The 20,924-nt window shown below is 40.3% G+C and carries 16 protein-coding genes; 8 read left to right on the top strand and 8 right to left on the bottom strand.

Going from position 1 to position 20,924, the window contains the following annotated elements; all coding sequences use genetic code 11:
* Positions 1–121: 121 nt before the first annotated feature.
* The 6 genes from NST65_RS16250 to NST65_RS16225 form a co-directional block, all read right to left on the bottom strand.
* Positions 122–1,537, bottom strand: coding sequence for a HAMP domain-containing sensor histidine kinase (locus NST65_RS16250; protein ID WP_034281071.1), 1,416 nt, complete (start codon positions 1,535–1,537; stop codon positions 122–124).
* The gene (locus tag NST65_RS16245; protein ID WP_034281069.1) at positions 1,534–2,220 is read right to left on the bottom strand and encodes a response regulator transcription factor; all 687 of its coding nucleotides are present in this window, start codon (positions 2,218–2,220) and stop codon (positions 1,534–1,536) included. Before NST65_RS16245 ends, NST65_RS16250 begins: the two co-directional genes overlap by 4 nt.
* Positions 2,217–3,200 (bottom strand): YncE family protein, encoded by a 984-nt coding sequence (locus NST65_RS16240; RefSeq protein ID WP_144496408.1) that lies wholly within the window; start codon positions 3,198–3,200, stop codon positions 2,217–2,219. The genes NST65_RS16245 and NST65_RS16240 overlap by 4 nt, the downstream gene beginning before the upstream one ends.
* Positions 3,201–3,473: 273 nt before the next feature.
* Entirely contained in the window at positions 3,474–4,808 is a 1,335-nt protein-coding gene (locus tag NST65_RS16235) for an MFS transporter (protein WP_251232417.1), read from the bottom strand.
* A 40-nt stretch (positions 4,809–4,848) separates the two neighbouring features.
* A complete protein-coding gene (locus tag NST65_RS16230; protein WP_046313085.1) occupies positions 4,849–5,421 on the bottom strand; it encodes a TetR/AcrR family transcriptional regulator in 573 nt (190 codons plus the stop codon).
* 90 nt (positions 5,422–5,511) lie between these two features.
* Positions 5,512–8,043, bottom strand: a complete 2,532-nt coding sequence (locus NST65_RS16225) for a PEP/pyruvate-binding domain-containing protein (protein WP_251232418.1) — start codon at positions 8,041–8,043, stop codon at positions 5,512–5,514.
* Positions 8,044–8,324: 281 nt separating this feature from the next.
* Between NST65_RS16225 and NST65_RS16220 the strand changes: the two genes are divergently transcribed.
* From NST65_RS16220 to uvrA, 3 genes are all read left to right on the top strand, one after another.
* Positions 8,325–8,570 (top strand): CsbA family protein, encoded by a 246-nt coding sequence (locus tag NST65_RS16220; protein ID WP_034281059.1) that lies wholly within the window; start codon positions 8,325–8,327, stop codon positions 8,568–8,570.
* Between the two features lie 293 nt (positions 8,571–8,863).
* Entirely contained in the window at positions 8,864–10,849 is a 1,986-nt protein-coding gene (gene uvrB / locus NST65_RS16215; RefSeq protein ID WP_024423583.1) for an excinuclease ABC subunit UvrB, read from the top strand.
* A 7-nt stretch (positions 10,850–10,856) separates the two neighbouring features.
* A complete protein-coding gene (gene uvrA / locus NST65_RS16210; protein ID WP_025093988.1) occupies positions 10,857–13,733 on the top strand; it encodes an excinuclease ABC subunit UvrA in 2,877 nt (958 codons plus the stop codon).
* Positions 13,734–13,763: 30 nt separating this feature from the next.
* Here the strand turns inward: uvrA and NST65_RS16205 are convergent, their stop codons facing one another.
* Positions 13,764–13,994 carry a hypothetical protein gene (locus tag NST65_RS16205; protein ID WP_034281058.1) on the bottom strand — a complete coding sequence of 77 codons (231 nt, stop codon included), beginning with the start codon at positions 13,992–13,994 and terminating at the stop codon, positions 13,764–13,766.
* Between the two features lie 197 nt (positions 13,995–14,191).
* Here NST65_RS16205 and NST65_RS16200 point away from each other — a divergent pair, with 197 nt between their 5' ends.
* The 5 genes from NST65_RS16200 (at position 14,192) to NST65_RS16180 (ending at position 20,167) form a co-directional block, all read left to right on the top strand.
* Positions 14,192–14,527: a hypothetical protein gene (locus NST65_RS16200; RefSeq protein WP_024427655.1), complete on the top strand. Its 336-nt coding sequence runs from the start codon at positions 14,192–14,194 to the stop codon at positions 14,525–14,527.
* Positions 14,528–14,538: 11 nt separating this feature from the next.
* Positions 14,539–15,630: a DUF4097 domain-containing protein gene (locus NST65_RS16195; protein ID WP_034281057.1), complete on the top strand. Its 1,092-nt coding sequence runs from the start codon at positions 14,539–14,541 to the stop codon at positions 15,628–15,630.
* A gap of 6 nt (positions 15,631–15,636) precedes the next feature.
* On the top strand, positions 15,637–15,831 hold the full coding sequence (locus NST65_RS16190) for a PspC domain-containing protein (protein ID WP_024423578.1): 195 nt from the start codon (positions 15,637–15,639) through the stop codon (positions 15,829–15,831).
* Positions 15,832–16,218 (top strand): phage holin family protein, encoded by a 387-nt coding sequence (locus NST65_RS16185; protein ID WP_024423577.1) that lies wholly within the window; start codon positions 15,832–15,834, stop codon positions 16,216–16,218.
* A 94-nt stretch (positions 16,219–16,312) separates the two neighbouring features.
* The gene (locus tag NST65_RS16180; protein WP_111926794.1) at positions 16,313–20,167 is read left to right on the top strand and encodes a metallophosphoesterase; all 3,855 of its coding nucleotides are present in this window, start codon (positions 16,313–16,315) and stop codon (positions 20,165–20,167) included.
* Between the two features lie 29 nt (positions 20,168–20,196).
* Here the strand turns inward: NST65_RS16180 and NST65_RS16175 are convergent, their stop codons facing one another.
* Positions 20,197–20,922 (bottom strand): GntR family transcriptional regulator, encoded by a 726-nt coding sequence (locus NST65_RS16175; protein WP_111926792.1) that lies wholly within the window; start codon positions 20,920–20,922, stop codon positions 20,197–20,199.
* Positions 20,923–20,924: the final 2 nt, after the last annotated feature.

The following is a 20,924-nucleotide window of genomic DNA, read 5'->3' as shown; positions in this document are numbered from 1 at the left end:
ATTCAGCTCTCCCTTTTGAAAAATAGAATATGTGATGAAAAAGGGATTAAAAATAGTAGTTGTTAAGAAGACTGTTCAAATGTAGACAGCTGATTCTCATAGGTAGTCTTCATCTCATTTGTTATTTGGTTGGCACGTCTTCAGTGAAAGGAGTATTTGGCAGCTGAATGATGGCTGTCGTACCAATGCCAGGCTCAGATTGAATGTCGAATGTTCCATGATGTTTTTTGATGATTTGATAGACAACGGCTAGTCCAAGGCCAGAGCCGCCATCCTTTCTTGTTCGTGCTTTATTTACACGATAAAATCGCTCAGAAACATGTGGAAGATCTTCTTTTGGAATACCGCTGCCTTCGTCGGTCACTTTCAATTCAGCAACACCTTGGTGAACTTGTAATTCAATCGATATTGATTTCCCAGATGGCGTGTAATGAATGGCATTGTCCAGTAAATTACGTATCACTTGTTGGAGACGGTCGCTATCACCATAAACAATACAATCCTCTTCTAGCGTTCGTTTGAAAATAATGCTTTTTTTGTCAGCGATGAATGCCATTTGATCAAGAACATCGTGGATGAGCTGTGCAAAGACGACTGGCTCCATCGTAAGTGGATAAGAGTCACCTTCTAACTGTGCAAGATCTAAAAGGTCGTGCACAAGCCGGCTTAAACGTGTGGCCTCATCTTGGATGATTTGCATCCCCTTTTTTTGATCAATGACCCCTTCTTCAATTCCTTCTGCATAGCCTTTCATATAACTTAAAGGCGTTCTAAGTTCGTGAGAGACATTCGCAAGAAATTCCCTGCGGTGCTGCTCAACTTTTTCGAGGGTTGAAGACAGTTTATTAAAGGAGCGGCTAAGCTGGTTTAACTCGTCTCCTTTTTTGGTTACGGCCATTCGTTTTGAGAAATCACCAGATTCCATTTCCATTGCAATTTCTTTCATTTTATTTATTGTCTGTACAATGTGATTGGAGCTCTTATATCCGATTAAAAATATCAGGAGCAGAATCAATGAGATGGATATACCCAGCGTCAATCTAATTTGGACAAAGGGTTCATATACATCTGATAATGGCATGGAGAGGAAAATAGTTCCCGATAGATCATCATTGCTTGAGAAAACAGGGATGGCGATGCCAAGAATATCTTGGTGAAACTGTGGGTGTTCTCTAATTAACACGACGGTTTCACCTTGAAGGAGCTTTTGGCGTTCCTTGAACGTAATGAGATTATCATTTGTGTTCGTATCAAAAGGAAGACCGCTTGAAAGCTCCATTGGATCATCTGTAAAAATAACGTTCGCCTGACTTGAGTCATTTGCCCATTTCATTCTGTCGGTAAAATACTTGTCTTTCCCGTGTGTGTGATAGATTTCTGCAAGCTTCTTACCTTGCAAACTTAAGGAATCAATCTGTTTATCAATATATAAGTGCTGGTATAAGTAAAAGGTAAGGGCAAGCGCTGAGGCTGCAACGATTCCGATCACTGCAAGAATTAAGAAGAGTACTTTCTTTTTAATCGATAATGGCTTCATTCTTCCTCCTCAAACTTATAGCCGACACCCCAAACGGTTTTAATATATCGTTCTGCTTCCTTTAACTTTAGTCGCAGCGTTTTGATATGTGTATCGACTGTTCTTAAAGAGCCGCTCATTGAATGTGATTCCCACAATTTTTGATAAAGGTGTTCTCGTGAAAACACTTGTCCTTGGTTGAGCAAAAGAAACATGAGTAAATCAAATTCTCTTCTTGTTAAATTAACGGGCTGTTGATGGAGGTAAACTTGTCTGCCATCTTGATCAATCTCCATGTCACCAATCTGTATTCGGCTGCGCTTTAGCGAAAGACCTCTAATTCGTCTCAGGGTTGTTTCAATTCTTGCTGCAAGCTCACGCAGACTGAAAGGCTTCATGATGTAGTCATCCGCTCCAATTTCAAGTCCTCTAATTCGGTCCTCTTCATAACTCCTTGCTGTTAAAAATAAAATCGGTATTTGAGATGTTTGTCGAATACGCTGACAGACTTCAAATCCATCCATGTCAGGCATCATGATATCTAATACAACAAGATCAACAGATTCCTTTTCAAGCTGATGCAAGGCATCTTTTCCATTATTCGCAGTGATAATGTGAAAGCCATGTCTCTTTAAAAAAGATCCGATTAACTCAAGCATATCAAGCTCATCATCTACGATTAAAATACGCATTTGTTCCTTCATTTCTTTTCCTCCAACACGATAGCGTAAGGTCCTGATGGGACATTCAGTTGATTTTTCATGATAAATGAGTGTTTATCGATGATGGATACTGAATTGTCATCCAAGTTACTCACATAAATTGATGACGTATCAGCAGTGATATAATTCGGATTTTGACCAGTTTCAACAGAAGCAAGCTGTTTATTTGTTTTGGTATCTACTTTGTATAGCGTATGATCTCCATGACATAGTACATATAAAGTAGAAGAATTTTTCTCTGGAAAAAATGCAACAGGCATAACGCCTAGCTTTATTTCTCGCTGTTTCTTGCCTGTTTTAGGGTCATAAGCAAAAATACTCTTATTTAAGGTGCCTTGTTTACCATGACCGCCGATCCAAATGGACTGTCCATCAAAATGAATCCCAGAAGGCCGTTCAAGTACAGAAAACGTACGTATATTTTTTTCCTTTTCAATATCTATGACGGAGACAGTATGACTTTCTGCATTTAAAACAAATAAAATACCTGACGAAGAAAGAGTCATAGAAGAAGGTGATTTTCCAGTTTTTACAGTCGATTTTATTTTTTTGCGCTCCGTATCAATAAAATAAACGACATTTTTCTGTGAGTTGGCAGCGATTAATGTATGAGAAGCTGCATCATATGTAAGGGAAGTCAGTCCTTTATCCACATTCATATAATCTGCTGCTGTCCCGTGTTTTAGATTAATTTCGATAAGGGATTCTCCCTCTTTACTAGTAGCGATGATGACGTCTTTATTGATTTGAATAAGATCAGTGAGTGGGTGTTTTAAATCCACAGAAGAGAGCATTTTATTTTTTTGTATATCAACTATTGAAAAGGAGGCTTTTTTTAATTGAGAGATGACAGCGATGGATTGAGAGCTGCCTGGCGGCGTAAATTGCTGTTCTTTTCCACAGCCTGTAACGAATAAAAGTAGAGCTGATAAACAGATCAAAACATATTTCACACGTTCCATTCTTCCGCTCCTTTGCTTTCTCTATTTTCAAAATCATACCACAAAAATTGTGAAAAAAAATTGAAGTTATCTATGCTGAAAGAATGAAAAAAAGCTTTTAGGTAAGTGAGGGAGACCATTTGTACCTGAAGTTCCTTTTTTGTCTGGATCATATGCCATTTTTTCTTTCTTAAAAGATGATTTTCAGGATTTGATGGATGCACTCGCTATAGTTTACAGTGATACAAATGACGAAAACTCCCCGCTCTAAAGAAACATAGAGCAAGGGAGTCATTAGGCGGAATGTTCGGATGATGGGGAGGTGGATTTGGTTCTTACACGTTGAGATAAAAAGAAACCAAGAATGCCTGCACCCATTAATACAATAAATAAAGATTGAAAACCACTCATGATCCCAATCAATGTAGACGAAATGATACTGCCAAAATATCGAAAGGTAGAGAAAATGCCAGATGCTGAACCAGATAAGCTTTGATCAACAGACGTTAAAGAAGCCATCTGCATACTGGTCATCCCAATACCTGATGAAATTCCACCTGCGACAAGTGTCACGATAAGCAGTGGTAAGGTAGGGAACTGACTGAGTGTGATTAACATGATGCCTGATAAAGTGAGACAGAGAAATGAAAAGCCAATCATTTTTTTCGCGCCTTTTTTCGGATGGAGCCTTGCCCCTAACAAGCCGCTAATACACATGCAAAGAGAAAATACTGATAGAATAATACCGCTTTGTGTATGAGAAAGTGCAAGTTGTTGTTCCATAAACAGCGGCATGATTAGAAGAATGGCATACATCACAAAATTACTCAGCATGATCGACAGGTTTGCATTTGTAAATGAACTGTTTTTAAAAAGCGACAAATCGATGATCGGATTCTTTACTTTTCGTACATGTTTAAAGAATAAAGGAATGACGATCAACGCTAGAATTCCATAGATCAAGTATTCATTTAGCAATTGGCTTTTAGTGCATAGAATGAGTGTGGCAATCCCGATGGTTAAGTATATTGAACCAGTGATGTCTACATTTGCTTGTAAGCGTGTATGCTTTGTTTTCGGAATGAGTAATACGCCGGTAACAAGTGTAAGGAACAAGAATGGGATATTGACAAAGAATATAGAGTGCCAATCAAAACTCTGAATAAGAATCGAACCAATAAAAGGTCCAAGTGCGGCACCAATACCGGCTCCAAATCCAAAATACCCCATTGTTTTAGACAGTTTTTCGGGGGATACTGTTGCACGAATCAATGCAATGCTATTCGGTGTTAAAATAGCACCGCCAGCTGCTTGAATGGAACGAAAAGTGATGAGAAAAGCTAGATTAGGAGCTAAAGCACATCCAATTGAGCCAATTAAAAAGAGCATGACCCCAATTAAATACATTCGCCTGTGTCCGTATATATCTCCCAACTTACCAGCGATAGGTTGAGTGACTGCCATGACAATAAGATAAATTGTGACAACCCAAGTGATGTTTGCAAGAGATTGATCATAATAAGTTGATATGGATGATAGAGCGACAGCGATCATCGTTGAATTGACGGGAACTAGTATAGCTCCAAGCAACAAAGAAAAGATGACGAAACTCTCTTTTTTTAACCTCAATGTGTATACCACCTTTTGTAAAAAAGAAGAATTCCACCCTTTAAGCGGGAGAAATTCCTCTCATGAAAATGTGTGTGCATGTTTCAATAAAATCTTCTTTTTGTGTGAGAACGAGTTGAAAATCTTGCTCTAGCTGCTGAATGAAAAATCCGAAATACGTACTAATGAAAATGTCTGCATAAATGTCTTCATTTCCTTTTAATACATGATGCTGGGCACCCATCTTTTTAAAATATTGTATAAGCATTTCTCTCAGTTCTTGAGGGTAAATCTTTTCATGACTGGTTAAATCCTTAAACATAGCCGGTTCTCGCATGCTGATATAAATAAATTCTTTTTTGGAAGTCAAATCTTCAAGGAAATAGGTACCGAGAAACTTCAAATCGGTGTATAAATCGCCTTTGAATTCTGCTTCTAGGGTTTTTGTCGGTGTTGATTTCATTTTCATAATGGCAGCAATGACGCCGCGTTTGTTTTTAAAGTTGCGAAAAATAGTTGCTTCACTCACATTCGCTTTTGTCGCTATTTCTTTGGTTGTTGTTTTTTGATAGCCCTTTTCAGTTAATAAATCCATTGTTGCGCGAATGATTCGTTGATTTGTAGATTTTAACAAGCATACTCACCTCAGGTTATGAATGTGTTTGCAACAAAGTAAGTATACCGATAAAACCTATGACCGCCAATATCATCCAAAATGATAAGTTTATACACGCGAATGCTGCTTTAAAATCTGAATGCGTCCATTGCTGCCATCTACTGTCACAAGGTCACCGGATTGAAGTGTTTCAGTTGCTATTCTTGTACCTAAGACAGCTGGCATCATATACTCTCTTGCGATAATAGCTGAATGAGATAAAATGCCTCCAGCATCGGTGATGACTGCTTTTGCATCTCTAAATAAGCTCGTCCATAAAGGTGTGGTCGTTTTACAAACTAAAATATCATCCTTTTGAAATTGTGAGAATTCGTCAGCACATGTAATGACTTTTACTCTTCCAGAAACAATACCGCTGGATGCGCCAATTCCATGGATCACATCGTGTGTGTTGTTTTCATTTTCTCTTAATGAACCAAGCATTCTTTCTACTTGCTGCAGTTCAGCTTCAGTTGGTGTGCCAATGTAAGCCGGTGGTTGAATGTCTTCATTTTCCTTCATTTCTATCTTTCTTTGCTGGATAACCGAATTAAATGAGATAGACGTTGTGAGCGCTTTTTGTACCTCTTCATCGTAGAGATACCAAAGATCTTCTTGATGAGGAATGGCTCCTTTTTGTACAAGAAGTTCACCAATTTTTAATAGATATACCCGGGCCTTTGCATCTAACATGGCATCAATGTAGAAGTGGTGGTCATCTCGGATATTCGCTGCTTGAAGGGCAAATTGATACAGCGTCTCAAATTTTGTTTTAAACGATTCATCCTTCACTTGATTCATAAAATGTTTATACGTCTCTTGTCTTTTGATAACTGCTTTTGCAAATTCTTCATCAAAATCACAATGGCAATGGATATTATTTCTGATGATATCTAATATAAACTCTGGGTTTTCTGCCCAAGTCTCATCTGTAAGGTCATGACTTTTAATAGATCGCCAGCCGTAAACTTGGAGAAAACCCTCCAATTTCGAAATGAAATGCCTTCCTTTTTCCGAGTGATTGAGCGCATGTAACAGCTCCGAGTTCTTTTCATGATGAATAAATGCTTGGTGAAGTTCTGGATCTTGAAGGACATCCTTTGCGATATCAGATAGCACCTTGTCTGTTTCAAGAGATTTGTTCATCACACCTATCATCATTTCATGAAGCAAGACGACTTGGGTTTGGTCACCAGTATACGTGACAAGCATGTCTTCAATGATGGCTGATAGAATGACTTGTGGTATGACGATATCAAAATGATCATCATATGCTTGGATATAAAAATCCTTTAATTCTTCAAAGCCAATGATGGCTTTTTCAATGGTCATAGGTTCATTCATTTGGCGATCGAGTTTTTCGTAAAATGGAAAGAAATTTTTCTCTAGAATCTCATACATCCGTTCACTTAAATGTGGAAATAACTCAAATATACTTTCATCAAAAACGGGAGCAGCTCCCTCTTCCGCTTGTGGCAGATCCGGTGCTGAGTATAGGTGGCCTCTGTAAAGCTTAATATCTTTGATGTTCATATCAGGTACTTGATACTTTTCTCCATTTTTCTTCATCCCGCTTTTTAAGGCTGGTATGATCAGACTTGAGAAAAGAGGGCTCGTTGGACCAGGCATATGATCATCCATTGAAATCCAGAAATCCTGAAGCTCTTCTGGTTTCATTTGAAAAGAAGCACCTGCTGTTTCATTTACTGCTTTTGGAAGAGCTGTAGTAATCGGCCTTGCTTGAAGTAAATAAAACGACCCACCTGCAATTCCGAATTCGATATCGACTCCATGTCCGTAAAGTTCTTCTACTTGTTTCGTGATTTGTGTGATTTCTTTCAATTGATCATCGTTCAGGCAAAACTGGCCAGCCATTTCCTCCGATACCGGCTCCTCGATGACACCCTCTTGGAAAGGAACAATTTGCAGCTCTTTCGCCCCAAGTGTTTTTTCAATCGAAAAGTTCTCTTTATCTACAATAAACGTGTCTGGTGTCACAAGACCGGAGACAATTGCTTCTCCCAATCCGTAGCTTGCGGTCAGCATCATTTCATTTGTTTTCCCCGATACGGGATTCTCACTAAAGATGACACCGGAGACGTCAGAATGGATCAACCCTTGAACGACAACGGCCATGAGCGGCATCTCTTCCTCGTTTTCATTCATCTCTTCCTTATATTCTGTGACCCTCGCTGCAAAATAAGAAGACCAGCATTCTTTGACTGCCTGTAAAAACTCTTCATTTGTTTTGATATTTAAATAGGTCTCGTACTGTCCTGCAAATGAGGCGCCTTCGAGATCTTCAGCAACAGAAGAGGATCTGACTGCAACTGAGGGGTAAGTCTTCCGCAAGGATTGAAAGGACGAAAGCAGCTCTGCTTCCATTTGTAAAGGAAACGATGCTTCTTTGATTTTTTGAGAAAGGTTTTGTTCTGCTGGCTGCAGATTGTGATATGAAAGAAAGCTTGCAAAGCTGTTGGTTTTGATAATAAATCCATCTGGGACTGGCAGGCCGTGATTGTTTAATTTGATTAAATTCAGGCCTTTTGCCCCTGCGAGTGATGCGGATTCTTCAGCCGCATGAAATAAAACTGAATACATGGGAATGCCCCCTTATCCAAATAGCCAATGGTTTGTATGTCTCTCTATTTTTCAAAATGATAGTGCGCACTATCATTTTAATCATAGAATTGATTGGATGTTATTGTCAAAGACGGAAAGACCTATCTTTACAAAGGGGACAATCTCACTAATTTCCTTCTTCTTCTACAACAAAAGTCTCCGAACATGAAGAAAAAAGGCGAAATTGAAAACTGTGAATTGTTCATTATGCCAATCTTTACTATAATCAAGGAAGTAGACCATGAAGAGGGAGGGTTTTTGTGATTACAAAAGCCATATTTGCACTAGTTTTTCCTTTCCTGCTCGTTATTTTATTTTCAAAGGTTACTTACAATCATTACGTGGGCATTGCGTTAACAGCAGCGCTTTTATTTGCTTCGTACATGAAGGGATATACAGAAACCTACTTTATTGTGGGATTAGATATTATTTCTTTAGTAGCTGGGGCTTTGTTTATGGCTAAGAAAGAAATCGAAAAAAGAGAGAAAGCTGAAAAAAATCAATGATGTCATCGCCATCAAGAGCATGATGGCTGAAAATTGACATGTTTTAAACAAGAGCTGTGCTTACGATTTCTAGTAAGCGCAGCTTTCTTTTTCTGCCCATCGAATATCTCACTCCAAAATGTTCCATACTGAAAGGAAGGTTTTCTTAAGAGGGTTATTTGCCATGGGAGAGAGGGTATGACTGTATTGGAAATAAAAATCAAGTAAGAGCCGAACTTTAGTTCGTATTTTTGTGTTCTTTTATGATAATATATTCATTAGATAGATTTCGTAAACGAAACGGAGGCTTTGATGTGAGTGACCGCTTTGAATTAGTTTCTAACTATCAGCCCCAAGGAGATCAGCCAAAGGCGATTGAAAAGCTTGTTGAGGGGATCCATCAGGGGAAACAGCATCAAACGCTGTTAGGTGCTACAGGTACGGGAAAGACCTTTACTGTCTCCAACCTGATTAAAGAAGTGAACAAACCGACACTTGTCATTGCGCATAATAAGACACTTGCCGGTCAGTTATACAGCGAATTCAAGGAATTTTTTCCGAATAACGCTGTTGAATATTTTGTGAGTTACTATGATTATTATCAGCCAGAGGCATATGTGCCTCAGACCGATACATTTATTGAGAAGGATGCCAGCATCAATGATGAGATTGATAAGCTGAGACACTCGGCTACGTCCTCGTTATTTGAGAGAAGAGATGTCATCATCATTGCCAGTGTGTCCTGTATTTATGGCTTAGGTTCGCCAGAGGAATACAGAGAGCTTGTGCTGTCTTTGCGTACTGAAATGGAGATTGAACGCAATCAGCTTCTTCGTAAGCTGGTGGATATTCAGTATTCTCGTAATGATATAGATTTTCAGCGCGGAACCTTCCGAGTCCGAGGAGACGTCGTTGAGATTTTTCCTGCTTCACGAGATGAGCATTGTATCAGAGTGGAGTTTTTCGGTGATGAAATTGAACGTATTCGTGAAGTGGATGCGCTGACTGGAGAAATACTTGGTGATCGTGATCATGTGGCGATTTTCCCAGCATCTCACTTCGTCACAAGAGAAGAAAAAATGGAAAAAGCCATTATTAATATTGAACAAGAGCTAGAAGAACAGCTTGAAAAGCTTCGTGAAAATGGAAAATTGCTTGAAGCGCAGCGCCTTGAGCAGCGGACAAGATATGACCTTGAGATGATGAGAGAGATGGGCTTTTGTTCAGGAATTGAGAACTATTCAAGACATCTGACCTTGCGTCCTCCTGGTTCAACACCTTACACACTGCTTGATTATTTCCCAGATGATTTTATGATTGTTGTCGATGAGTCGCATGTGACGATTCCGCAAATCCGCGCCATGTACAACGGGGACCAAGCTAGAAAGCAAGTGTTGGTTGATCACGGATTCCGCCTGCCATCAGCACTTGATAACAGACCGCTCACCTTTGATGAGTTTGAAAAGCATATCAATCATATTGTCCATGTGTCAGCAACGCCTGGTCCGTATGAGCTTGAGAAAACACCAGAGGTTGTGGAACAAATTATCCGTCCAACAGGATTACTTGATCCAATTATTGAAGTTCGTCCGATTGAAGGACAAATTGATGACTTAATTGGAGAAATTCATGCACGAGTTGAGAAAAATGAGCGTGTGCTCGTGACAACACTGACGAAGAAAATGTCTGAGGATCTCACAGATTACTTAAAAGAAATCGGAATCAAGGTGAATTACCTGCATTCAGAGATTAAGACCCTTGAGCGGATTGAGATTATCCGTGATCTGCGTCTCGGTAAATATGATGTGCTTGTTGGAATCAACCTTCTTCGTGAAGGACTGGATATTCCAGAAGTGTCGCTCGTGGCCATTTTAGATGCGGATAAAGAAGGCTTTTTACGCTCTGAAAGATCCCTCATCCAGACGATTGGCCGTGCAGCGAGAAATGCAGAAGGCCGGGTCATTATGTATGCAGACAATATGACGAAATCGATGGACATTGCGATTCAAGAAACGAAGCGAAGACGAGAACAGCAAGAAGCATATAACGAGAAATTCGGGATTACACCGCAAACGATCCATAAGAAAATTCGAGATGTCATTAAGGCGACAAAGATACATGAGGATTCAGAAGAATATGAAACAAAAGCAGCACCAAAACTTTCGAAAATGAGCAAAAAAGAACGAGAAAAAGTGATCGAAAAAGTCGAGATGGAAATGAAAGATGCAGCAAAAGCGCTTGATTTTGAAAAAGCAGCAGAATTAAGAGATCTACTGCTAGAGCTAAAAGCGGAAGGATGATTGCCTGATGGCTATGGAACGAATAGAGGTGAAAGGTGCTAGAGCCCACAACCTTAAAAATATTGATGTAAATATCCCGCGTGACCAGCTAGTGGTCATTACGGGATTATCTGGTTCAGGAAAATCGTCGCTTGCCTTTGATACGATTTATGCAGAAGGTCAGCGCAGGTACGTTGAATCTCTTTCAGCGTATGCACGCCAATTTCTTGGGCAGATGGATAAACCGGATGTAGATGCCATTGAAGGTCTTTCTCCGGCGATTAGTATTGACCAGAAAACGACGAGTCGAAACCCTAGATCAACAGTTGGTACTGTTACTGAAATTTATGATTACTTGCGTCTTTTGTATGCTCGAGTCGGAAAACCTATTTGTCCTATACATGGGATTGAAATTACGTCACAAACGATTGAGCAGATGACAGATCGTATTTTAGAGTATCCTGAAAGAACGAAATTACAAGTGCTTGCGCCAGTTGTATCCGGCCGCAAAGGAACACATGTGAAAGTGCTTGATCAAATTCGGAAGCAGGGCTATGTACGAGTGAGAGTCGATGGAGAGATGGAAGACCTTTCAGAAGATATCGAGCTTGAAAAGAACAAGAAGCATTCCATTGAAGTAGTCATTGATCGAATTGTCGTGAAGGAAGGCGTTGCTGCTCGGCTGTCTGACTCCCTTGAAACGGCGCTGCGGTTAGGCGAAGGCCGAGTAATGATTGATGTGATTGGACAAGAAGAGCTGTTATTCAGCGAACATCATGCTTGTCCGCATTGCGGGTTCTCTATTGGTGAACTTGAGCCTAGAATGTTTTCATTTAATAGTCCTTTTGGTGCCTGCCCGAGCTGTGATGGGCTCGGTTCAAAACTGGAAGTCGACCCTGAGCTTGTCATTCCTAATAAGGATCTGACTTTACGGCAGCATGCCATTGCACCATGGGAGCCGCAAAGCTCGCAATACTATCCGCAGCTTCTTGAGGCTGTTTGTACACATTATGGCATCGACATGGACATTCCAGTGAAAGATATCCCATCGCATTTATTTGATAAAATTTTATATGGAAGCGGATCTGAACGGATTTATTTTAAATATGAAAATGATTTTGGTCAGGTACGTGAAAATGAAATTGAGTTTGAAGGCGTTCTTCGTAATATTGAACGGCGTTATAAGGAAACCAGCTCTGATTATATTCGTGAACAAATGGAAAAATATATGGCCAATCAGCCATGTCCGACATGTAAAGGATATCGTCTGAAAAAAGAAACGCTGGCGGTTCTCATCAATGGCAAGCATATCGGAGAAATCACCGATTTGTCTGTCTCTGATGCCCTTGATTTCTATGAAAAAATTGAGTTGTCTGAGAAAGATTTGCAGATTGCCCAGCTCATTTTACGTGAAATCAAAGAGCGTTTGTCCTTCTTAAATAATGTGGGATTAGATTATCTGAATTTGAGCCGGTCCGCTGGCACACTATCAGGCGGAGAGGCGCAGCGGATTCGCCTGGCGACTCAAATCGGGTCAAGGCTGACAGGTGTTCTTTATATATTAGATGAACCATCCATTGGTCTGCATCAACGCGATAATGACCGGTTGATCGGGACGTTGAAAAACATGCGCGACATCGGGAACACACTAATTGTCGTGGAGCATGATGAAGATACTATGCTAGCCGCTGATTATTTAATAGATATTGGACCTGGAGCAGGAGTTCATGGGGGAGAAGTGATTTCAGCTGGAACGCCAGAAGAAGTCATGAAGGACCCGAAATCCTTAACAGGACAATATTTATCTGGTGAGAAATTTATCCCGCTGCCAATTGAGAGAAGAAAGCCTGACGGCCGCTATATTGAGATAAAAGGTGCAAAAGAAAACAACCTGAAAAACGTGAATGCGAAGTTTCCTCTTGGCGTTTTTACAGCTGTGACCGGAGTATCCGGCTCAGGGAAAAGTACGCTTGTGAATGAAATTCTATTAAAATCACTTTCGCAAAAATTGCACAGAGCGAAAGCGAAGCCAGGGCAGCACAAAGAAATCAAAGGAATGGATCATTTAGATAAGGTCATTGATATTGATCAATCTCCAATTGGCCGTACACCAAGATCCAACCCTGCCACGTATACAGGTGTCTTTGATGATGTGCGGGATGTGTTTGCACAAACCAACGAAGCAAAGGTACGAGGCTATAAAAAAGGCAGATTCAGCTTTAACGTCAAAGGCGGGCGCTGTGAGGCGTGCCGCGGGGATGGCATCATTAAAATTGAAATGCACTTTTTGCCAGATGTGTATGTGCCTTGTGAAGTGTGTCACGGGAAACGTTATAACCGCGAAACACTCGAGGTCACATATAAAGGGAAAAACATTGCTGATGTGCTTGAAATGACTGTGGAGGACGCACTCCAATTTTTCGAGAATATCCCGAAAATAAAGCGGAAGCTTCAAACGATTTATGACGTGGGGCTAGGATACATTACACTTGGACAGCCTGCAACGACATTGTCCGGAGGAGAGGCGCAGCGCGTGAAATTGGCATCTGAGCTTCACCGCCGTTCAAACGGAAGGTCCCTTTATATTTTGGACGAGCCGACAACAGGTTTGCATGTGGATGATATTGCCCGTTTATTAAAAGTGCTTCAGCGTTTGGTTGAAAATGGAGATACGGTGTTGGTCATTGAGCACAACCTTGATATTATCAAGGCTGCTGATTACCTTGTTGATCTCGGACCAGAAGGCGGTGCAGGCGGCGGAACGATCATTGCCTCTGGCACTCCTGAGCACATTGCAAAAGAAGAAGCATCTTACACAGGAAAATACTTGAAGCCTATTTTAGAGCGTGACCGTAAACGCATGAAACAACTGGTTAAAGAAACGGAAAGTGTGACTTCTTCATAAAGAAAACCCCTCGATAAGAGGGGTTTTCTTTTATTGCACATCTTCCTTCGGCATTAAATTACTGAGGTGCGTTAAATCCTTTAAAATATGGGTGCTGCTGCTGTCGAGCAGTACCTTTAAATAACGGATATCACCATACTTTGGATGAGACGGATGAATGGTCTCAAGCTCCTTGATCATATCGCTGTTCATGCTTTTTTGTTTCTGTATAAGGTCTAAAAGCGTTTGAGCCGTGTGGTTTGAATTATGATGATCTGTCAAAATAATTACCCCCTATAATGATAATCACCATCTTTTCAACATATTTTAAAGGGTAATCTGTGAAGAATCTACTCTTAGGTGCAAAAAGAAATAATTTGTGTCTAAGGTCATATGTAAATCGAATGATTTTGAAACTTTTTATACGCAATAAACGTATGAGTTAGAAAGGAATTTTCGTTATGAAGGAGCGAATATATATGAATAGAGATCAGTCGATTATTGCTTCTATTTGTTATTTTAGTGTATTGTTTATGCCGTTTATCGTACCGATCGTGGCGTTTTTTGTAGTAGATCAAAAGGAAACGAAGCGGCACGCATTGCGGGCATTATGGTCACATCTTTTGCCGGTCGCAGCGTGCATTCTGTTGATTTTTGGGTCTATCCCATTTTTATTGACGACACAGGCAGGTGACTCGCTCATTCCAGTCATGACGGTGTTCATCTTGTCTTTTTTAGTAGTCATTGGCTTTTTGATCTCTGTCATTTGGAATATCATTCAAGGGATTAAAGTACTTCAATCCATCAAATCTTAGGAGGGCTTTGTATGAATGAAAAAGAACGAATTTTAAAATTAGTAGAAGACGGAGTATTATCAGCAAAAGAAGCAATTACGCTGCTGGAAAAACTAGAAGAAGGTCAGTCAGTCTCATTAGAAAAGTCTACGGCTGATCACAGCTTTCATGAAGAAAAAGCTGGAGCAGAGAGCAAAGGAAATGGTACCGAAAATCTTGGTGCAAAGCTGTTTGGCTGGTTAGATTCTGCGGTGAAAAAGGTAAAAGACGTGGATCTTGATTTGAACTTTGGACAGTCAGTTGATGTTGAGCACATTTTTCAGTTCAAAGATGCATCGCTTTCTCATTTAGATATTCAATTGGCGAACGGCAGTCTCAACGTGATGCCTTGGGACGATCGAGATATTCGAGCTGAGTGCCATGCGAAAATCTACCGTGCAGAGGATGGAGAGCAGGCAAGACAGCAATTTCTCAATCAATTGGACTGCGGGCTTGAAGGAGATAAATTTTTTATTCGAACCGAAAAGAAGACGATGAAAGTCAATGTTACATTATACGTACCTCGTATCCAATACGATAAGATTAAGGTCAAGCTGTTTAATGGACCGATTCGCGGGGAAAAGCTAAAGACAAAAGAACTTGCCGCGAAAACGACAAATGGGGTTGTCTCTTTTGCTTCGTTACAAGCAGAAAAAGTCGGAATTGAAACAGCAAACGGACAAATCAAACTGGCAGATCATGAGTGTGGTATGATTGAAGTAGAAACCATCAATGGGCTCATAGACCTGCGTGGGAAAAGTGAATCAATTGATGCCCAAAGCTTTAATGGAAATATTGCTGTTCAGCTGTCAGATGAAAAGTGCCGTTCCATCTATGCGAAAACGACAACAGGCAGTGTGGACGTTCAAATCCCGCGTGCTTGTGCAGTGACCGCTGAGCTGAAAAGCAATCTCGGGTCTATCTCTCACGATTTACTTGATGCAGAGATGATTAAAGAGAAAAATGAAACATTACAAAAAGAGAAAATGATCAAAGCCAATCAACAAGCGGTGCACAGTATATCCATTTTTGCAGAAACAAAAACAGGCTCAATACAAGTAAAGCACCAATCAGACAAGGAGTGATTCTACATGAAGAAGCTTTATCGTTCAGCAACAGATAAAAAAATAGCGGGTGTTGTTGGTGGACTTGCGGAATATTTAAGTGTGGATGCATCCCTGCTTCGCATTTTAACCGTCATCATCGGATTTTTGACAGCATTTATGCCGATCTTCCTGATCTACTTCATCTGGTATTTTGTTGTTCCGGAAGAAGGCACTAAATAAATGCTTAGATGGATCGTCAGTATTTTAGTAAATGCATTACTTTTAATCGTCATTGCTGGATATTTTGATTCGGGCATTCTGCCTGGACTCGGGAGCGTGTATATTGAAGGTTTTGGCGCAGCCATTGTGGCAAGTATCATTTTGTCCTTGCTCAATATTTTAGTGAAGCCGTTTTTGATCATTTTAACGCTTCCAGTGACCGTTCTTTCACTAGGATTGTTCTTATTTGTCATCAATGCGATTACACTCATGATGACATCGAGCTTTATGGGAGATAGCTTTAACATTGATGGATTCGGAACGGCCATTTGGATGGCTGTCATTTTATCCATTTTCCATCTGTTGATACAAAAAGGAATTGTAGAGCCGTTAGCGAAAAAAAGCTAACGGTTTTTTTGTGCAAATTTGCATCGTTTCTCCGTTCCATCTGACATAAAAACGACCTTCAGGAGACACAATATCCGAAGGGAGGCGGTGCAAGATGGTGAACGTGAGCAGACAAATCATGCTTTTATGTTTTTTTATCATTCTTTTTTGTTTCAGTCAGCCTGCTTCAGCAGGACCTTTTCTTCAAGCAGAAGTGAATGTACCGGACAAGCCTTTTTCGCCTTTTATCTTTGACCAATTTCATGTGGACGTCCGCCCGGTTCTAGGAAAAAGCCATGATCTACAGTTTCGTGCGTCCATTAGTGACCAAGAACAGATTTTGTCTGCGAACTTGTATTATAAACAAAGTGATGAACTGGGGTACCGCTTGATTCCAATGGAACGGCTGCCAGGGATGAAGCCAGAATTTACAGCGAAAATTCCGCCAGATCAATTATGGAATCCAACCGTTCGTTACTATACAGAGTTCCTTACGCAAAAATCAGTCATCAAAACGGCTGAGAAATCGGTTCATTTAAATGGATTTGAAGAGGATCTTTCTCATATTCCAGACTTATTCATCACAGAAATTGTCGTCAATTCAAAAAACCGAAAAGGCAAAGATGCTTTTGAGTTTATCGAAGTGTATAACACGACACATGCGCCTATCTCTCTTAAACATTATCAGCTCCGCTACCGCAATCCTGCACAGGGCATTGAAATGGATGATGTATATTCCTTTCACACAAATCCAGTCACCATTTCACCTGGAAAACCTTATGTATTCTGGCTGAGAAAAAAAGGGCAGGAGCATTTAACGGCAGCGGACTTTAATGCCATGTACAAAAGCCAATTAAAAGAGGGCGAGCATCTATCCATTATCGAGAGCAAAGGGCTGTCCAACTCAAAATCTCGTCTTGTTTCGATCACAACAAATATAGGTGAAGAGATTTCTTCTGCCGCATTTCGTTTGAAGCCATCATGGTTTAGCGAGCATAAATCCTTGCTGTTTAAGTATCCAATGGATGGTACTACGCAGACGAAGCTGATTTCGAAAATTGAGGAAGAACCCACTCCAGGTAAAGTGCTAAAAGCACAAATTCCAACTGAAAAAAAGGAAATTTCTCAAGATATCCATAAACCTGTGATTGAAGATATGACGGTAAGGAAACCGGTGAAACCCACTGAAAGTGTAGAGATTAAAGCAGATGTCCAAGATGATCAGGCTGTAAAAACCGTCAAGCTGCGCTATCGAACGAATCGAAAAGATCCGTTTAAGGAAATACTGCTGCAAAAAGACCATAATGACCGGTTATTTCATCATATTATTTATTCACCTGAGTTGATTGGGAAAGAACAATTGGAATATCAGCTTGAAGCGTCAGACGGCGAAAATGAAGCCAAGACGTTGAAAAAAACGATTGATGTGGAGCAGGTCAGTAAAGCCCACGGTCTGCGATTCAATGTAGAAGAGGGAGATACGGTATCAGGTTTATTTTCATTAAAGGCAACGTCTGATCAGAAAAAAAGCATCGAATTACGGATAGATGGAAAACGGAATCAGCAAGTATCCTCTGCCCTTGAAGCAGATCCATATATCGCATTTGATGTCAAAGGAACAAATTTATATTTTAAAAATGGTGTGTCTATAGGTAGGCGTTTACTTTCTATTTTTGATGATTCGACAAAAGTGTACCGTACCTATACAATGCCAATACCCGAAGAAGAGATAAAAAAGGCAGGTCTCCAAACGATCTCTTTTCACGCTGGTACAAAGTCTTCTCCGGTGGACCGGCTGCCTGGAGAGAATCATGATGATTTTGAATTGAAAAACGTCAGGATGATCTTATCAAATGGAACACAAATTCCGCCAATCAATGCGAAGCCGCTAAAAGAATGGAGAATGGGAGACAGCGGGAACGCAAAAAAGGTGAGAACGTTTCAATTTGAGATTCCGAAAGAGGCGTATGTTTCAACCTATATAAAGTGGGACACAAAAAGGCTGAAAGAAGGGCCGCACCTGATTGAGGCCAAAACCTCAGACGAGCACGCTTCAGTACGTGTGAAAGTTGATAACACTGGGCCGAGAATTAAGACCAACGTACAAGCAAAGGATCAATATAAAGGCGCCTTTACATTAAAAGCAAAAGTAACGGATCGCTGGAGTGACATAGAGGAGTTGAAGGCATATGTAGATGGCAAACCAGTTTCTTTGCCATATCAGACGTCCTCTAGTGAATTAAAGCCTGGAAAGCACACGTTTACAATTAAAGCAAAAGACGCTGCCGGGAACATGTCGACGTTGAAAAAAGAGTTCAAGACGGTACATGAGCATCCTGAAACACCAGAGCGGGTGGCAGATAAGACGAAAATGAAATCATCAAAACAAACTGTGCTAACCAAGGATCCAACGAATGATAAGTTAGATTACTCTTTTTATCGTGCCTATCAATATACATCGCTGCATCCTTCAATGAAGATTTTTAAGTATGCAGCAGAGACAGAACCGCCTAAGAGTTATCTCCAAAAAGGAGAAATGATTTTTTCTGATCAAGAAAGGAACCGTATTGCATTTGTTGATGGGAAGTCAGTTGAAACGAAGGATTTACAGCGCTTTCCTTATCATCGTTTTCAAATTAAGGTTCATCATGATGTACGTGAAAAGGATGTCGTCGAAGCTGTATGGAAAGGGAGTTCCTTGTCAGGGAGAAAGGTGACAATGTACGCGTGGAATCACCAGCAGGAAAAGTGGGATAAAATCACTCATCACTTTGCCAAGGATCAAAAGGAATTTTACCTGAAAGGGCTGCTGTCAGTGAGACAGTACATGAAGAATCAAACGTTTGATTTGCTAGTACAGGATGAAATCAGCAAATCGCAAAAGCCATATAAGATGATATGGATGTCTGATACTCAATATTATGCAAAGAGCTATCCTCATATCTTTAAACAAATGGTCGAATGGATCAGAGATCAAAGGGAAAAATTAAACATTCAATATGTGTTCCATACAGGCGATATTGTGGATGATTCAAAGGATAAGCAATGGCACCGTGCTGATACGTTTATGCGTGTATTAGATGAGAATCACATTCCCTATGGTGTTTTAGCAGGAAATCATGATGTTAGACACAAGGATGGTTTATATGCGGAATACGGAAAATATTTCGGGGAAAAACGCTTTGCGGATAAGCCTTACTATGGTGAATCCTATCGAAACAATAAAGGTCATTATGATCTCATCTCTGCCGGCGGCAATGATTATATGATGGTGTACATGGGCTGGGGGATTAAGCAAGATGAAATTGATTGGTTAAACCGTGTCATTTCTGAGCATCCAGATCGTATCGTCATTTTAAATTTCCATGAGTATTTGTTAGTGAGCGGCAACCGAAGCCCGATTGGCGACCTCATCTTCCACCAAGTGGTGAAACGCCATCCTAATATTGTGGCCGTATTTAGCGGCCATTATCATGGAGCAAGCAGGAAAGTAGATGAGCTTGATGATGACCATGATGGAAAAGTAGACAGGAAAGTATATCAAATACTCGCCGATTATCAGTCAGGACCTGAAGGTGGTCAAGGGTTTATGAGGGTGATAACAGCCGATCAAGAAAAAAATCAGCTTCACTTTACGACATACTCTCCTTACTTGAATCAAGAGCATTTTTATGATCCTAAAACGTATGGAGATCAGGATGAATTTTCAATCGATGTGGATTTGACACCGAAAATGAAATCTGTCAAAACCAATTATTTTGAACTCAATGTGTATACGAATGTTCTTCTAGGAGAGGCTCGAGGCATAAAAAGCGGCAAAAAAGCAAGCTTTGAGTGGAAGGGCTTAAAGCCAAATGAAGATTATTATTGGTACACTGTAGCAAAAGATCGTTTTCAAGGAAAAGCCATTTCTCCAATATGGAAAATTCATACAAAAGATGATGACGAAATAAAATTTCTTAGGAAATAAAAAACAGTGCTCCGTGTCAGGGGCACTGTTTATCTTTCCATTGTATGAATGAGCTTGTAACGATCCCCTCTATAAACGGAAACAACATACTCAAATGGAATGTCTTTTTGAAAAAAAGTCGTTCTTGTTATGGACAGTACAGGGTCTCCTGCTAGAATAGACAGCAAGTGTGCTTCTTCCTTTGAGGCAACATTGGCTTCAAGCTCCTGTTTGGCATGAGCAATGACATGACCAGTGTGAGTTTCAATATATTCATATAAAGAGCCAGTTAAATGTTCCTTTGTTAAATCTCCTGCAAATCTTTCAGGTATATAGCTCGTTTCAATCGCCATCGGTTCATCATTTGCAAGGCGTATCCGTTTTAGTTCAAATACAGTATCACTATTAGTCAGCTGTAAGACGGGCAGCAAGTGCTCTGGACATGCGGTTTTTTTAAAGTCAATCAGCTGGCTTGATGCTTTGAGCCCACGCTGGCGCATATCCTCTGAAAAGCTTGTTAAGCCTTGAAGCGGCTGTTCAAATTTTTTCCGGCTAACAAAGGTGCCTTTTCCTTTTTGACGATACAAATATCCTTCGTTCACAAGATTCGATAAGGCTTGTCTGACAGTCATTCGACTAATACCAAAGCGTTCGGCATATTCTCTTTCAGAAGGAATGAGTGTATCAGGTGCTAATGTTCCATCCTCAATCTGCTTTTTCAAGTTCTCCATAATCTGATGGTACATCGGAATAGGTGACTGCTTATCAATAAACATGT

This window comes from Bacillus sp. FSL P4-0248 (assembly GCF_038593305.1).
Lineage (GTDB): Bacteria > Bacillota > Bacilli > Bacillales > Bacillaceae > Bacillus > Bacillus safensis.
Note: the sequence above shows the minus strand (reverse complement) of the source record. Positions and strands in the feature narration are given on the sequence as shown.